Consider the following 12,836-nt stretch of genomic DNA (forward strand, 5'->3'; position numbering starts at 1 on the left):
GACTAAAAAGACAGGGCCCGACAAGCTGGAGGGATGGCACGTGGACGCAGCATCGGATCGGGGGGACCTGCTGGCCGGCGGCGACCTGCTCAGGCAGGCGGCGGCCGCATACGCGCGTACACTGGGGCCCGAGGACTACTGGTGGCTCGGCGTCGGCCTCGCCGCCAGCACACTGGCCGACCTGCAGGAGAAGGAATACGCCCTGCGGCGCATCCAGCAGCTGATGGACCGGCTGGGCCGCACAGGCGTCGAGGGCGACTGGTTCGAGCGCTTCCTGGTGGAGCTGGCGGCGCTGGACGCCGAGGGGCTGCTGTGGCCCCGGTTCGAGCGGGACCCCGACGGGGAGATGGTCCCGACGGGCGTAGCGGTGAACCCGGCGTTCGACGCCGAGTCCGGGTACATCCTGGCGCTCGCCCACCTGGCGATCGCCCGGGCGGTGAACGAGGGCGACGCGGAGGCCGTGGCGCCGCTGGCGGAGGCCATCGGGCAGATCGTGGCGGAAGGACTGCGCCCCGAGCACCGGGAGCAGGTGCGCGCGGCGCTGGAGATCGGCGCGCAGGAGCCGTGACCGCGGGGGCGGTCACGGCTCAGGCGTGTTTGCAGGCGTACATGCGCTCGTCGGCCCGGTCCAGCAGCTTCTGCCACTCGGACTGCTGGGCCGTCTCGACGCCGATGTCCAGGTAGAGCCTCGGCTCGTCCTCGGACCGCTCCCGGTTCCACTCCTCCACCCGCTGCAGCACGCGCTCGGCGATGGCCTGGGCCTCCTGCCGGCCGGTGTCGGCCAGCACCACCAGGAACTCGTCGCCGCCGTACCGCACGACCAGGTCGCGCGACCGGACGCTGTTGGAGATGATCTGCGCGCACTGCTGCAGGACCCAGTCGCCGGTGAGGTGGCCCCAGCGGTCGTTGATCTGCTTGAACTTCCGGCAGTCGATCAGCAGCACCGACACCTCGCGCGACTCGCTCTTCACGCGCTGCGACCACTCGTTGAGGTAGTGCCGGTTGTAGACGCCCGTCAGCGCGTCCCGCCTGGCCAGCCGCTCCTCCAGTTCCGCCCGGGAGATGGCGTCGGAGACGTGGGCCGCCATCAGCTCCAGCAGGTGCAGGTCGCTCAGCTGGTACTGGTTCTTCCCCTGCCGGTCCACCCGCAGCACGCCGTAGAGCCGGCCGTTGGTCATGAGCGGCACGACGAGGATCGACTCGTCCTCCCGCGGCGTGCCGGGCACCTGGACCGAGCGGGGATCGTCCACCGCGTCGTTGGTGAAGATCGACTGGCCGTGCTTGGCCACCCAGCCGGACAGGCCCACGCCGACCCGGATCGTAGTGGTCATGATGGCCTCCCGCTCCTCAGGGGAGAGCGGGGCCTCGCTGTGCAGGTAGTGGGGCCGCAGCACCTGCGCCTGCTCGTCCAGCAGCAGGACGATGCCGGTGCGGCTGCCGGTGGCCCGCACGATGTGCCGGACCGCCGCCTGCACCACGTCCTGGACCCCGCGGGCCTTGAGCACGGGAAGCAGCTCCATCAGGCGGCGCAGGTGGTCGTTCTGGACGAGCTGCTCCCGGTGGCGGAGATAAAGCCACCGCACGACCGCGATCACGCCGGCCAGCACGGCGACCAGCATCAGCTGGAACAGCGGGCGGGCGCCGCCGATGTGCGCACCCGCGACGCCGACGAGCAGGATCGAGACGTGCGTCCACAGGTACTTCTTGCGACAGTAGCCGGCGATCACCGCGGAGAGCAGCACCATCAGCGCCGGACCCGCCGGGGCCCCCGGATCAGCCCAGTAGAGCATCACGGCCGGGACGCTCAGCAGAACCACGGCCCAGGGCGCCGTCGGCCCCTCCGGGCGCCAGACCGTGTCGAACACGGCGGCAAAGCCCGTCAGGGAACCGATCATGCACGCCCACCAGGCGGCGCTCCACGGCTGGTGGCGGTAGAGCAGCAGACCCGACAGGAAGAGCACCTCCACGGTCACCACCGCGAGAACGGAAAAAAGGACCCGCCCGCCCGACCGCAGACCGGTCATCTCCTCCCGCTCGTTCGGTTGTGTTCGAGTCACGCTGCCACCCCCCTGGGGCAAACCCGACGCGCAACGCGGCTCATAGATGTTTCTCGTTCGCCCCGCCCTATTCCTTCACACCGCCCGCGATGCGACGCACAATTTAAACCGGCCAGCCGTTCGGCTGGCCGGCTCGGCTCAGTCAGGACGGAACGGCCCGGGCGGGATGTTGTCCTTCAGCAGCGGCACCACCTTGCCGGAGCCGCTCCCCGGGTCGCTCCTGCGGGAGCCCCGGGCGCGCCCGCCCAGGGACTGCTCCAGGCGGTGCACGCGGTAGATCAGGTAGAGCACCGCTGCCAGTTGGAGCAGGACGAGGACCTGCAGTGTCTCCATGCCGAACGCCTCCCCGTGCGAGTCGCTTACACTATTGACGTTCCACGGGCGACTTCCGTTCGGGCGAACGCCTTCCAATGGCGGCCTGACCCGCCAGCGAGCTGATCAGGCACCGGGTGCACTCGCCGGAGCAGCCTTTCGGCACCGCCAGCGCCGCGCGGCAGCGCAGGCAGCGGGAGGCGCCGGGGCCGTTCTGGTACCCGCACCGGGGGCAGAGTCCGTTCGGATCGCATGCGCCGGCCATGGGTCAGGCCTCCCTCCGCTACCAGATGAGGACCCGGTGGAAGATGCCGCCCAGCAGTATCGCCAGCGCCACGTCGCCCAGCCACATCGCGGCGCCCTGCCGCCGGCCCCGCTCCTTGAACATGATCAAGATCGAGGCGATGCACGGGGTGAAGAGCGTGATGGTCACGACGGCGACCATCGTCTGGTGCGGGGTCAGCGCCATGTCGTAGAGACCGGCGGCGCCGAAGTCCCGGCGCACGAAGCCCATGATGAACGCCTGTGCGGCGGCCCGGGGCAGGCCGAGCCACCCCTCGGTGATCGGCGCCAGGAAGCCCTCCATGGCCGCCAGCGCGCCGGTCTGCTGGAGGATCGAGATCAGGAGGGCGCCGCCCGCGAAGAACATCCAGGCCTCGGAGATGAAGCCCTTCGTCTTCAGGTAGGTCTTCTGCAGCACGTTCTTGATGCGCGGCAGCCGGAGCGGCGGCAGGTCGATGAGCAGGTCGGACGAGCTGCCGGGCAGCACCCGGTTGAGCAGCATTCCGGTCACGCCGTAGACCAGCAGGAGCAGCACGATGAAGGTGGCGATGTAGACCGGCCCCAGCGGGGCGAGCATCACGGTGATCACGGCCAGCTGCGCAGAGCAGGGGATCGCCAGGGAGAGCAGGAAGGTGGCGATCGTCCGCTCGCGCTGCGTCCCCATCAGCCGGGTGGTGACGGTGGCCATGGTCACGCAGCCGAAGCCGAGGATGGTCGGGATGATCGCCCGCCCGTTCAGGCCGACCTTCGTCATCAGCCGGTCGACCAGCACGGCGATCCGGGGCAGGTAGCCCGAATCCTCCGCGACGGAGAGGAACAGGTAGAAGCCCAGCACCAGCGGCAGGAGCAGGCCCAGCAGGTAGGAGACCGTCATGGTCAGCAGGCCGAACTCCCCGATCAGGATCTCGCCGAGGAACGACTCCGGCTGCACGAAGCGTCCGACCAGTGCGGTGATCCAGGGCACGTAGTACTCGCCCATCCAGACCTCTTCGGTGATGCCGACCACGTCCTGGGCCACCCAGACGCCGAGCACCTGGTACATCAGGTACAGGAAGCCGGCGAGCACCAGGAGGCCCCCCAGCGGGTGGAGCGTGAGGCGGCCGAGGCGGGTGGAGAGGCTGGCTCCCGAGCTGGTCTCCCGGACCACGCGCTCGGCGATCTCGTCGGCCCGCCTGCGCCGGGCCCGGTACATCTCCTCCCGCAGCCCGGGCCCCGGCCGCCCCAGCCGCTCACAGATCGCCGGGTCGTCCTCCAGCCACATCACGGCATCGGCGGGCGGCAGGTCCCCGGGCATCCGCTCCGCCACCTCGGGGGTCGGAATGCCCCGCCGAACCCGGGCGACGGCGGCCTTGAGCTCGGCGATCCCCTCGCCGCGGACGGCGACGGTGGGGATGACCTCGACCCCCAGTTCGGCCGAGAGGCGGGTCACGTCGATCTCCATGCCGTTGGCCCTGGCCTCGTCCATCAGGTTCAAGGCGACGACCACGGGGAAGCCCATGTCGATGATCTGCAGCGTCAGGAACAGGTCCCGGTCCAGGTGCGCCGCGTCCACCACGTTGATAATCGCATCAGCCTGCAGGATCATGTCCCGGGCTACCCGCTCCTCCTCGTTGAAGGCGGAGACGCCATAGACGCCGGGGGTGTCGAAAATGCCGACATCGCCCATCCGTCCGGATGCGATGTCGACAGTGGTTCCGGGGTAGTTTGAGACCTCCACGTAGACGCCCGTCAGGCCGTGAAAGACCGCGGACTTCCCCACGTTGGGGTTGCCGACCAGCACCACCCGCTTCGCCTGGGTGGGGATCGCAGCCGTGGCGGAGGAGCCGTGGCAGTGCGGCTGGGTCATCTGCTATCCCTCCACCAGCTCGACTGTGATGCGGTGCGCCAGGTTCCGCCCCAGGGCCATCTCCTGCTTGCCCTTGCGCACCACGACGGGGCCCCCGGGCAGCACGGTCTGGCAGGCGGCGCGCGCCCCCTCGGCGATGCCGAACCGGATGGCCGCCAGTCGGGCTTGGGGGTCATCGATCGTGCGGATGACGAATACCTGGCCTGGCCTGGTCTGGTCGAGCGTCATGCGTGCCACATCCTTCGGTAGTGAGAATCGTTATCGTTCATCCCTATTTAATCAGCCCTGGGCTTGGCTGTTCAAGAGCCGAAGAGGCGCATTTTAGGATAAACTAGTAGAGTGTTGACCCTACAAATGTCTACTGCCCATCCGAAACAGCCCCCGCGCGCCGCGAACCCGACCACCGGGCGCAGCGCGCGCCTCCCGGAGGCGCGCCCGAGGGCGCCCACTGGAGCACCTGCCCGGCACGGGATAGTACTTTGGTGCCTCCCTCCCTTTTCATCCAATCAACTACAATGCTAAAGAAAAGTCCGATACCAGGGGTGAGGCTTGTGCCTGTTGTGGAAGCGCTGGTGCTGCCCCTGATTGCGATCGGCGTCGGCTTCCACCTGGCGGTCAGCTGGGCGCTGCTCTGGCGGTACTACCAGACCCGGGAGCGCTCGCTGCTCACCTGGGGCGTGGGCTGGCTCGTCCTGACCCTGCACGTCCTGGGCATGTTCCTGACCGAGGTCGGCGTGCAGGGCGCCTCGCTGCTGCGGGACATCGCCCTGGCGGCCGCGGCGCTGGGCTTCCTGGGCGGGCAGGTGGAGCGGTCCGGGCAGAGCCCCGCCGCCATGCGACCGCTGGTGCTCGGCGGCATCCTGCTCCTGGGCGCCGCCTTCGTGCTCGGCGTCGCCGCGGGCGACCCGGTCGGCGTCACCGCAGCGGGCGTGGTGGCCATCGCGCTGGGCGGCGCGGCGTGGCTCGCCTTCCCCGCCCAGGCCGAGGACCGCCGCAGCCTGTCCCAGTGGCTGCTGTTCACGGGCTTCTGCTTCGGCGCGCTGCGGGCGCTGGGCACCGCCTGGCCCGGCCGGGCCCTCGCCCCGGACGTCGCCGGCCAGGCGCTCTTCTCCCTGTTCTTCTCCGCCGCCGTCACGTGGCAGTCGTGGGAGCACGAGCGCGCCGTCCGCCTCTTCTCGCGCACCCTGGAACGGCTCAACCGCCCGCTCAACCTGCAGGAGGCCCTCGACGAGTCGCTCCGGCTGGTGGCCGAGACGCTGAAGGTCAAGGAGGGCTGGATCCTGCTCCGCACCGAGGGGCGGGGCGGCGCCGAGGGCGAGTGGACCATCGGGGCGGCCTACGGCTTCCCTGAGTGGGCGCGGGTCGGCGTGCACGCCCAGCACTTCCCCATCGACCGCTGCCTCTGCCTGCGTCACCTGAGCGGCTCGGCGCTGGTGACCCAGGTGCGGGACCTGGCCTGCGTGCGGGCCACCGCCGAGGTGGGCCACCCCAGCGGCCGGCACATCACGATCCCGCTGGGCCAGGACGGCCGGGTGGCCGGCATCATGGTGCTGATGGTCCACCCCTCCCGCTACCTGAGCGCCGCCGACCGGGAGCTCCTCACCGCCCTGGGCGAGCAGATCGGCCTCGCCATCGACCGGGCGCGGCTGTACGACCAGCTGGCGGAGAAGGAGCGGATGCGCAGCCGCCTGCTGGCGAGGCTCATCACCGCGCAGGAGGACGAGCGGCGGCGCATCGCCCGCGAGCTGCATGACGAGACCGGGCAGGCGCTCACCGCCCTGGTGGTCACCCTCGACTTCCTGGCGCGCCACCCGATGGACGCGGAGGCGCTGCGCAAGCGGCTGAGCAACGTCAAGGAAATGGCCGAGGCCAGCCTGGCCGAGGTTCGCCGGGTGATCCACGAGATGCGGCCCACGGCGCTGGACGACCTCGGCCTGGAGGCCGCGATCCGCTGGCTCGTGCGGCGCTACGAGCACGCAGGGCTGAAGATCGGCATCGAGATCGACGGCCTGAACGGCCGGCTGCCCGATCACATCGAGATCACCGTCTTCCGGCTGATCCAGGAGGCCTGCACCAACACGGTGAAGCACGCCGGGGCCCGCAACGTCAGCATCCGCCTCCGGCAGAAGGGCGGCTGGCTCACGGTGGAGGTGACCGACGACGGCATGGGGTTCGACCCGCTCCGGCGGGGGGAAGGCGTCGGCCTGGCGGGCATCCGCGAGCGGGTGACGCTGGCCGGCGGCGAGCTGAGGATCGAATCGGGTCCCCAGACCGGGACCCGGGTGTACGCAGAGCTGCCCGTGGAAGGAGCGATGCAGAGTGGCGATACGGGTGCTGATCTGCGACGACCACATGATGGTGCGTCAGGGCGTACGCATGGTGCTGCAGTCTGAGCCCGACCTGGAACTGGTGGGCGAGGCCGGCCGCGGCGACGAGGTGGTCGAGCTGACCAAGCAGCTCCGGCCCGACGTGGTGATCATGGACATCTCCCTGCCCGACATGAGCGGCATCGAGGCGACCCGGCTGATCAAGCAGGCGGTTCCGGAGACGCGCGTCATCGGCCTGACCATGCACGAGGAGGAGCCGTTCGTGCTGGAGTTCTTCCGGGCCGGGGCCGATGCGTATATCGTAAAGCGGTCGGCTGCCGCCGACCTGGTCGGGGCCATCCGCGCCGTGATGGAGGGACAGGCGGTACTCGACCCCGCCGTGACCCGCGCCGTGGTCTCCGGCTACGTCTCGCGGCCCGTTCCCGCCGCGGGCCAGTCCGCCGAACCCTGCCCGCTGACCCCGCGCGAGCGGGAGATCCTCATCCTGGTGGCCGAGGGGCTCACCAACGCCGAGATCGCCCGCAGGCTGTTCATCAGCGAGAAGACCGTGCAGACGCACCGGTCCAACATGCTCGACAAGCTGGGGATCCACGACCGCACCGAGCTGGTGCGCTACGCCATCCGGCAGGGGCTGGTGGAGCCCTAGGCCGGGCGGTAAACGGTTGACTTGGGCGGCGGCGAGCCCGTAGAATCAGGGGGAAATCGGCTCGAACAGTCAGGGGTTGCTCATGCACTGGACCACCGGGATCATGGAGACCTTCGGCTATCCGGGTATCGTGCTGATCATCCTGATCGAGAACCTGTTTCCCCCTATCCCGTCGGAGATCGTGCTGCCCTTCGCCGGCTTCATGACGACGCAGGGCAGCCTGACGCTGTTCGGCGTCCTGATCGCCGCCACCCTCGGCTCGGTGCTCGGGGCCATCGCCCTCTACGGCGTCGGCCTCTGGTTCGGCCGGGAGCGCATTTACTGGATCGTGCGCCGCTTCGGCCGGTGGCTGACCATCAGCGAGCAGGACGTGCAGCGCACCGAGGACTGGTTTGAGCGCTACGGCACCTGGACGGTGTTCTTCTGCCGCATGGTGCCCGTGATGCGCAGCCTGATCTCCATCCCCGCGGGCCTCGTGCGCATGAACCTCGGCGTGTTCATCCTCTACACGGCGATCGGCTCGGCGATCTGGAACCTCCTCCTGGTGGGCGTCGGAGCGGCGCTGGGCGCTGCCTGGCCGACCGTCTCCCGGTGGGTGTCCATCTACCAGGACGCGGTCATCGCAGCGGCGCTGCTGGCCGTGGCCGCCTTCCTCCTCTACCGGCTGGCAACCCGCAGGAAGGGCTGAGAGGTGCCGCCGGCCGGTGCCAGAAGCGCAAAAAAAGGGGGCTGTCTCCCGGTCATCGCGGATGACCTGAGACAGCCCCCTCCTATTTGAGGCCCTTACCGCCGGCGGCGGGAGGGACCCGAGCGCAGGACCAGCTCCACACTTCCGTTCTCGCCCACCTCGGGTGTGTAACGGTTTCCGTCGGAATCGCTGACCTGGAGCCGCTCGATATACCAGGACCCCCGGCTCTCCACCAGGGCCTCCAGCTTGCTCACCACATCCTCACGGCTAATGGCAAGCGTCTTGCCGCCTCCATGCTCCAAGATCGACCAAACGTCCACCGGAACTCCCCCTTTCCCCACAGGTCCCGCACCGTCGGGAGGGGCGCAGGCGCCCCCCGGCCGCGCGTGCACACGCAGTGACCAAGACCCATGACCATCCTATCTTACACCAGCCTGCGGAGCAGACACAACCCTGGGCCGCACCTGGATCCAATATGCAAACGTCTCAACGATAAGGAGGTGTCGGCCGTGGTACTCGTCATCGGCGGCGACCATCTGGGCTCGATTGGCCAGAATCTGCGCAACATCGGCTTCACTGACGTGAAGCACGTCACCGGGCGCACGGAGCGCCGGGTCGAGATTCCGGCCGGCACGGAGCTCGTGATCGTCCTCATCGATTACGTGAACCACAATCTGGCCCGCTGGGTGAAGGAGCAGGCCAAGGCCCGGCAGTTGCCCATCATATTCGCCCGCCGCTCCTGGAGCGCCATCTGTACGTCGCTGCAGAACTGCGCAGACTGCCCGAACCGGGAGAACTGTACGGGGTCGACGGCGCCCGCCGAGCGCTCGACAACTGCCTGCTGAGCAGCAGGGCCGCCATCCCTCAGGATGGCGGCCCACCGTCTTCTGTCTGCACCGGATCCGGCCCGGCTAGGCGATCTCGGCGCCCTCCAGCGCCCGGCCCATGGCGCGCATGAACGTCTCGAGGACCTCGGGGTCGAACGTGTCCCGCAGCGGCCCCGTCATCATGTTCAGGGCTTCGCCCGGGTCGATCCCGTCGCGGTAGACCCGGTCTGCGGTGAGCGCGTCGTACACATCGACCACGGCGCAGATGCGGGCGTACAGGTGGATCTGCCCGCCCTGTAGCCCAAGCGGGTATCCGCCGCCGGTCCACCTTTCGTGGTGCTGCAGCGCCACGATGGCGGCCTCCTCGGGCAGCTCGGGCTGGTTCCGCAGCATCACCCACCCGAGGGTGGTGTGCCGGTGCATCACGTCGGTCTCCTCGGGGGTCAGCTGCCCGGGCTTGTTGAGGATCGCCAGCGGGATACCCGCCTTGCCGACGTCGTGCAGCAGCGAGCTCATGGCCAGGTTGACCAGTTCGTTCCCGCGCAGGCCCATCGCGTTGCCCAGCATCGTTGCGAGCACGCAGACCTCGACGGAGTGCTGCAACGTGTACTCATCGGCCTGGCGGAGTTCCGCGAGCGGAACGGCGAGGCCGGGGTGGGCGGCGACCTCGTTCACCGCCTGCACCACCGCGTTCCGCAGCCCCTTCACCTGCAGCTCCAGCCGGGGCAGCTGCAAACCGGTTGCGCCCTGCGGGACGGTGTGCCGGATGTAGTCGGTCACCTTCCGCAGCTCGGCCGTCAGCTCGGTGCGCACCCGCTGCGAGATCTCGGGATGCGACCGCCCGGAAGCCGGGCCGGAAGGGAGGTAGACCGCGTCGACTCCGTGCGTCTGGAGAAGGCGAAGGTAGGCGTCGGTGATCCGCACGCCTCTGGAGAGGAGGACCCTGCCGTCCTCGCTCAGCACGTCCCTGGCCAGGCAGTCGCCTGGCCGCACGGCGGAGAGCGGAACCCGTCGTACTCTGGGCAACAGCAATCGCCTCCCGGGAGCAGAATCTACCCGGCCAGTTCGCTCATGTACTGCTCTGCGCTCTCGTGAAGCTCCCGGACCACCTCGACGTGCCGCTCGCGGAAGAGGTCGATCTCATACGGCGTGGCGATACGTGTCCCGTCGGCCTCCAGCAGCACCCGTACCCGGGGCCGGTCGGCCCTGCCCCGCTCGGCCGCGACGACGACGGCCTTCCGCCCGCCGGTCAGCTCCACCATCGAGCCCACCGGCCACGGGGCGATGCAGTTGAGGAAAGCCAGGAGCATCTGAGGATCGAAGAAGCCGTGCATGGGCCCTGAGAGCGATTCCAGCGCCATGGCGGGGCTCAACCCCTTGCGGTAGATGCGGTCCGACGTCATGGCGTCGTAGCAGTCGCAGATGGCGCACACCCGGGCGAACCGGTAGATCTGGTTGCCCGAGAGGCCGTGGGGATAGCCGCCGCCCGCCCAGCGCTCGTGGTGCTGCAGCGCCACCACCGCCGCGGTCGGCGGGATCTCGGGCTGGTTCTTGAGCAGTTCCCAGCCCAGGATCGTGTGCTGCTTCATCGCCTCGGCCTCCTCAAGGGTGAGGCGGCCGGGCTTGTTGAGGATTTCCGGCGGGATGGCAATCTTGCCGATGTCGTGCAGCAGGGTGCCCAGGGCGAGGGTGCGCAGGTCGGAGAGGGGATAGCCGAGCTCCGCCCCCAGGAGCGTGGAGAGGATGCAGACGTTGACGGAGTGGCTCAGGGTATACTGGTCTGCAGACCGTATGTCCTGCAGGTTGACGGCCACCCGCGGGTTTGCGAGCAGCTCGGTGATGATCTGGTCGATGGTCTGCCGCAGTCCCTCGACGCGGATGGTAGGCGAGAAGTGGCGCATGCCGGACCGGGTGGCCTCGTTCATGGCGGCCCGGATGTCCTCCACCGTCCGGGACATGGCGTCCTCGAGCTGGTAGCGCGTCTCCTCGGAGACCACGTCCATCGGCTCGACGTCCGGCGCCAGTTCATTGACGATGTATACTGAGGTAATCCCATAACCGAGCAGGGGCCCGATAAAGGATTCGCGCAGAACGGTTCCCGCTTGCAGCAACACCTGGCCGTTCGGTGAGAACACGGTTTTCCCTAGGCGCATGCCAGCACGGATGTCCGTTGTCGGGACCCGGTACAAAATCGCACACCCCCGTGTGGAGGGATAGATGGGCCCCGCATCAGCGGTGATGCACGGTCATCCTCCCCTTTTGCGAGCCCGGTGAATGCAATACGTACATGTAGGTCAATGTAAGACGTATATGTATGAGTTATGCATAATAGGGTGTCAATCCTTCTCCGAAAGTTTACGAATCACCTTTGCTTCCATTTGCCTCCTGTCATGTGCGACAGTGCACTCGACCGGCTGCACCCTGCTACGGGGGGCCGGGGTGGGCCCGGTTGCCTCGGTGGGATGGACCCGGGCAATCGCCCGGCCGCCGGGGCGGCGGCAGGCGAGCAATATCGTGACCTCACCCACTGAAAACCATATTCGCATACACGGAGTCCTAACTAAGGGTGACTCGAACCGAGGAGGTGTGCCATGCGCTGCCCGCTGTGTAATGTTCCGATGCGGGAGGTGGAGCGCCGCGGCGTCCGCCTCGACGTGTGCACCGAGTGCCACGGCGTCTGGCTGGACGGCGGCGAGTTGGACAAGTTGCTGGCCGCCGGCCAGGCCTGGGAGGACGAGTACCGGTACCACCCCCGGCCGGCGTATGGCGACCGGTACGACGACGAGGATTCCTATCGCCGGAAGAAGAAGCGGAAGCACTTCCTCGAGGAGATCTTCGACTTCGCCATCCTCGACCTCCTCGACGACTGAGGCCCGTGGTCAGCAACCAGCAGGCAGGTGAGGCAGCGGATGCGGCAGGTGGACGTGGTCGGCGCCGTAATCCAGAACGAGGCCGGCGAGGTGCTCTGCGCCCGCCGGGCGTCGGACAAGGCCCAGGGCGGGCTGTGGGAGTTCCCCGGCGGAAAGATTGAACCCGGCGAGCAACCTGCGGAGTCGCTGCGCCGGGAGATTTGCGAGGAACTGGGCTGCGAGATCGCGGTGGGCGAGCGGGTGGCCGAGACGACGTACCGGTATCCCCACGCGGTCGTCCGGCTCGTCACCTTCCGCGCCCGCCTCGTCCGGGGCCAGCCCACGCCCCGGGAGCACGCCGAGCTGCGCTGGCTGCCCGTGGCCGACCTCGGCCGGCTTTCGTGGGCGCCGGCCGACCTGCCCACCGTCGCACGGCTGCAGGCGGAGGCGGGAGTCCGGGCCGGCCGGTAAGGTTACTCCAGGTCGACCACGCCCAGGTGGACGGCCCCGCCTCCTTCCCACAGCGGCCCCCTGAGCTCCTCGGGGTAGACCGGATCGGGCAGGGCGGCCACCTCTTCCCGGGAGAACCAGCGGCACACCCGCACCGGGCCGTCCACGTCCCGGATGCGCCACGCCTGCCACGGCCGCCCGTGCGGCCCCAGCGGCTCCACCGCCTCTCCGGCCGCGCCGTCGACCGGGCGGTCGACGGTGGCCTCGGCCCGGAACACCACCTCGACCACGTGCTCCGAGCGGCGGGCCGACCGGAACTCCTGCACGTAGGCGAGCGCGCCCACCTTCACCGCGACGCCCGCCTCTTCCAGCGCCTCCCGGACCGCGGCGGCGTACAGGTCCTCGCCGGGTTCCAGCGTGCCCCCGGGAAGCACCCACGCCCTGCCGGTCCGGCTGTGGCAGAGCAGCAGCTCCCCAGCCCGGTTGGTCACGATCACCCGGGCCACGACACGGCGCTCCTTCAGATGCACGCCCATCGCACTTCACTCCCTG

Annotated in this window: 15 protein-coding genes; 7 read left to right on the forward strand and 8 right to left on the reverse strand. The window is 69.0% G+C overall.

Annotated features, from left to right (window positions below):
* Positions 1-40 precede the first annotated feature (40 nt).
* Positions 41-568, forward strand: coding sequence for a hypothetical protein (locus J2Z79_RS07770; RefSeq protein ID WP_209466303.1), 528 nt, complete (start codon positions 41-43; stop codon positions 566-568).
* 19 nt (positions 569-587) lie between these two features.
* On the opposite strand, the gene J2Z79_RS19145 is transcribed toward J2Z79_RS07770, so the two are convergent.
* The 4 genes from J2Z79_RS19145 to J2Z79_RS07790 all read right to left on the reverse strand — a co-directional run bounded on the left by J2Z79_RS19145 (position 588) and on the right by J2Z79_RS07790 (position 4,725).
* Positions 588-2,057, reverse strand: a complete 1,470-nt coding sequence (locus J2Z79_RS19145) for a GGDEF domain-containing protein (RefSeq protein ID WP_209466304.1) — start codon at positions 2,055-2,057, stop codon at positions 588-590.
* A gap of 138 nt (positions 2,058-2,195) precedes the next feature.
* Positions 2,196-2,390, reverse strand: a complete 195-nt coding sequence (locus tag J2Z79_RS07780) for a hypothetical protein (protein WP_209466305.1) — start codon at positions 2,388-2,390, stop codon at positions 2,196-2,198.
* A gap of 262 nt (positions 2,391-2,652) precedes the next feature.
* Complete coding sequence (gene feoB, locus J2Z79_RS07785; RefSeq protein ID WP_209466306.1) at positions 2,653-4,497, reverse strand: ferrous iron transport protein B; 1,845 nt, start codon at positions 4,495-4,497, stop codon at positions 2,653-2,655.
* 3 nt (positions 4,498-4,500) lie between these two features.
* A complete protein-coding gene (locus J2Z79_RS07790) occupies positions 4,501-4,725 on the reverse strand; it encodes a FeoA family protein (protein ID WP_209466307.1) in 225 nt (74 codons plus the stop codon).
* A gap of 323 nt (positions 4,726-5,048) precedes the next feature.
* Here J2Z79_RS07790 and J2Z79_RS07795 point away from each other — a divergent pair, with 323 nt between their 5' ends.
* From J2Z79_RS07795 to J2Z79_RS07805, 3 genes are all read left to right on the forward strand, one after another.
* Entirely contained in the window at positions 5,049-6,890 is a 1,842-nt protein-coding gene (locus J2Z79_RS07795; RefSeq protein WP_209466308.1) for a GAF domain-containing sensor histidine kinase, read from the forward strand.
* Complete coding sequence (locus tag J2Z79_RS07800; protein WP_342589442.1) at positions 6,817-7,470, forward strand: response regulator; 654 nt, start codon at positions 6,817-6,819, stop codon at positions 7,468-7,470. Before J2Z79_RS07795 ends, J2Z79_RS07800 begins: the two co-directional genes overlap by 74 nt.
* Positions 7,471-7,552: 82 nt before the next feature.
* Positions 7,553-8,158 (forward strand): DedA family protein, encoded by a 606-nt coding sequence (locus J2Z79_RS07805; protein WP_209466309.1) that lies wholly within the window; start codon positions 7,553-7,555, stop codon positions 8,156-8,158.
* 95 nt (positions 8,159-8,253) lie between these two features.
* Here J2Z79_RS07805 and J2Z79_RS07810 read toward each other — a convergent pair whose 3' ends face one another.
* Positions 8,254-8,412: a hypothetical protein gene (locus J2Z79_RS07810; RefSeq protein WP_209466310.1), complete on the reverse strand. Its 159-nt coding sequence runs from the start codon at positions 8,410-8,412 to the stop codon at positions 8,254-8,256.
* 255 nt (positions 8,413-8,667) lie between these two features.
* Here J2Z79_RS07810 and J2Z79_RS07815 point away from each other — a divergent pair, with 255 nt between their 5' ends.
* Complete coding sequence (locus tag J2Z79_RS07815) at positions 8,668-9,003, forward strand: DUF2325 domain-containing protein (protein WP_209466311.1); 336 nt, start codon at positions 8,668-8,670, stop codon at positions 9,001-9,003.
* 66 nt (positions 9,004-9,069) lie between these two features.
* Here J2Z79_RS07815 and J2Z79_RS07820 read toward each other — a convergent pair whose 3' ends face one another.
* Together J2Z79_RS07820 and J2Z79_RS07825 are read right to left on the reverse strand one after the other, a co-directional pair.
* Positions 9,070-10,011, reverse strand: coding sequence for an HD-GYP domain-containing protein (locus J2Z79_RS07820; RefSeq protein WP_209466312.1), 942 nt, complete (start codon positions 10,009-10,011; stop codon positions 9,070-9,072).
* Between the two features lie 26 nt (positions 10,012-10,037).
* Positions 10,038-10,988, reverse strand: a complete 951-nt coding sequence (locus J2Z79_RS07825; RefSeq protein ID WP_209466313.1) for an HD-GYP domain-containing protein — start codon at positions 10,986-10,988, stop codon at positions 10,038-10,040.
* A 588-nt stretch (positions 10,989-11,576) separates the two neighbouring features.
* Between J2Z79_RS07825 and J2Z79_RS07830 the strand changes: the two genes are divergently transcribed.
* Positions 11,577-11,855: a TFIIB-type zinc ribbon-containing protein gene (locus J2Z79_RS07830; RefSeq protein WP_209466314.1), complete on the forward strand. Its 279-nt coding sequence runs from the start codon at positions 11,577-11,579 to the stop codon at positions 11,853-11,855.
* 39 nt (positions 11,856-11,894) lie between these two features.
* On the forward strand, positions 11,895-12,305 hold the full coding sequence (locus tag J2Z79_RS07835; protein WP_245302421.1) for a (deoxy)nucleoside triphosphate pyrophosphohydrolase: 411 nt from the start codon (positions 11,895-11,897) through the stop codon (positions 12,303-12,305).
* Positions 12,306-12,307: 2 nt separating this feature from the next.
* Here J2Z79_RS07835 and J2Z79_RS07840 read toward each other — a convergent pair whose 3' ends face one another.
* Positions 12,308-12,820, reverse strand: coding sequence for an NUDIX domain-containing protein (locus J2Z79_RS07840; protein WP_209466316.1), 513 nt, complete (start codon positions 12,818-12,820; stop codon positions 12,308-12,310).
* Positions 12,821-12,836 lie beyond the last annotated feature (16 nt).

It is taken from the genome of Symbiobacterium terraclitae, assembly GCF_017874315.1.
Taxonomy (GTDB): Bacteria; Bacillota; Sulfobacillia; order Symbiobacteriales; family Symbiobacteriaceae; genus Symbiobacterium; species Symbiobacterium terraclitae.

Bases quoted from the DNA above. Each gene is read 5' to 3' on its own strand.
- J2Z79_RS07840 (WP_209466316.1), bottom strand. From the start codon at position 12,820: ATGGGCGTGCATCTGAAGGAGCGCCGTGTCGTGGCCCGGGTGATCGTG.
- J2Z79_RS07825 (WP_209466313.1), bottom strand. From the start codon at position 10,988: ATGGACGTGGTCTCCGAGGAGACGCGCTACCAGCTCGAGGACGCCATG.
- J2Z79_RS07835 (WP_245302421.1), top strand. From the start codon at position 11,895: ATGCGGCAGGTGGACGTGGTCGGCGCCGTAATCCAGAACGAGGCCGGC.
- J2Z79_RS07780 (WP_209466305.1), bottom strand. From the start codon at position 2,390: ATGGAGACACTGCAGGTCCTCGTCCTGCTCCAACTGGCAGCGGTGCTC.
- feoB (WP_209466306.1), bottom strand. From the start codon at position 4,497: ATGACCCAGCCGCACTGCCACGGCTCCTCCGCCACGGCTGCGATCCCC.
- J2Z79_RS07830 (WP_209466314.1), top strand. From the start codon at position 11,577: ATGCGCTGCCCGCTGTGTAATGTTCCGATGCGGGAGGTGGAGCGCCGC.
- J2Z79_RS07805 (WP_209466309.1), top strand. From the start codon at position 7,553: ATGCACTGGACCACCGGGATCATGGAGACCTTCGGCTATCCGGGTATC.
- J2Z79_RS07790 (WP_209466307.1), bottom strand. From the start codon at position 4,725: ATGACGCTCGACCAGACCAGGCCAGGCCAGGTATTCGTCATCCGCACG.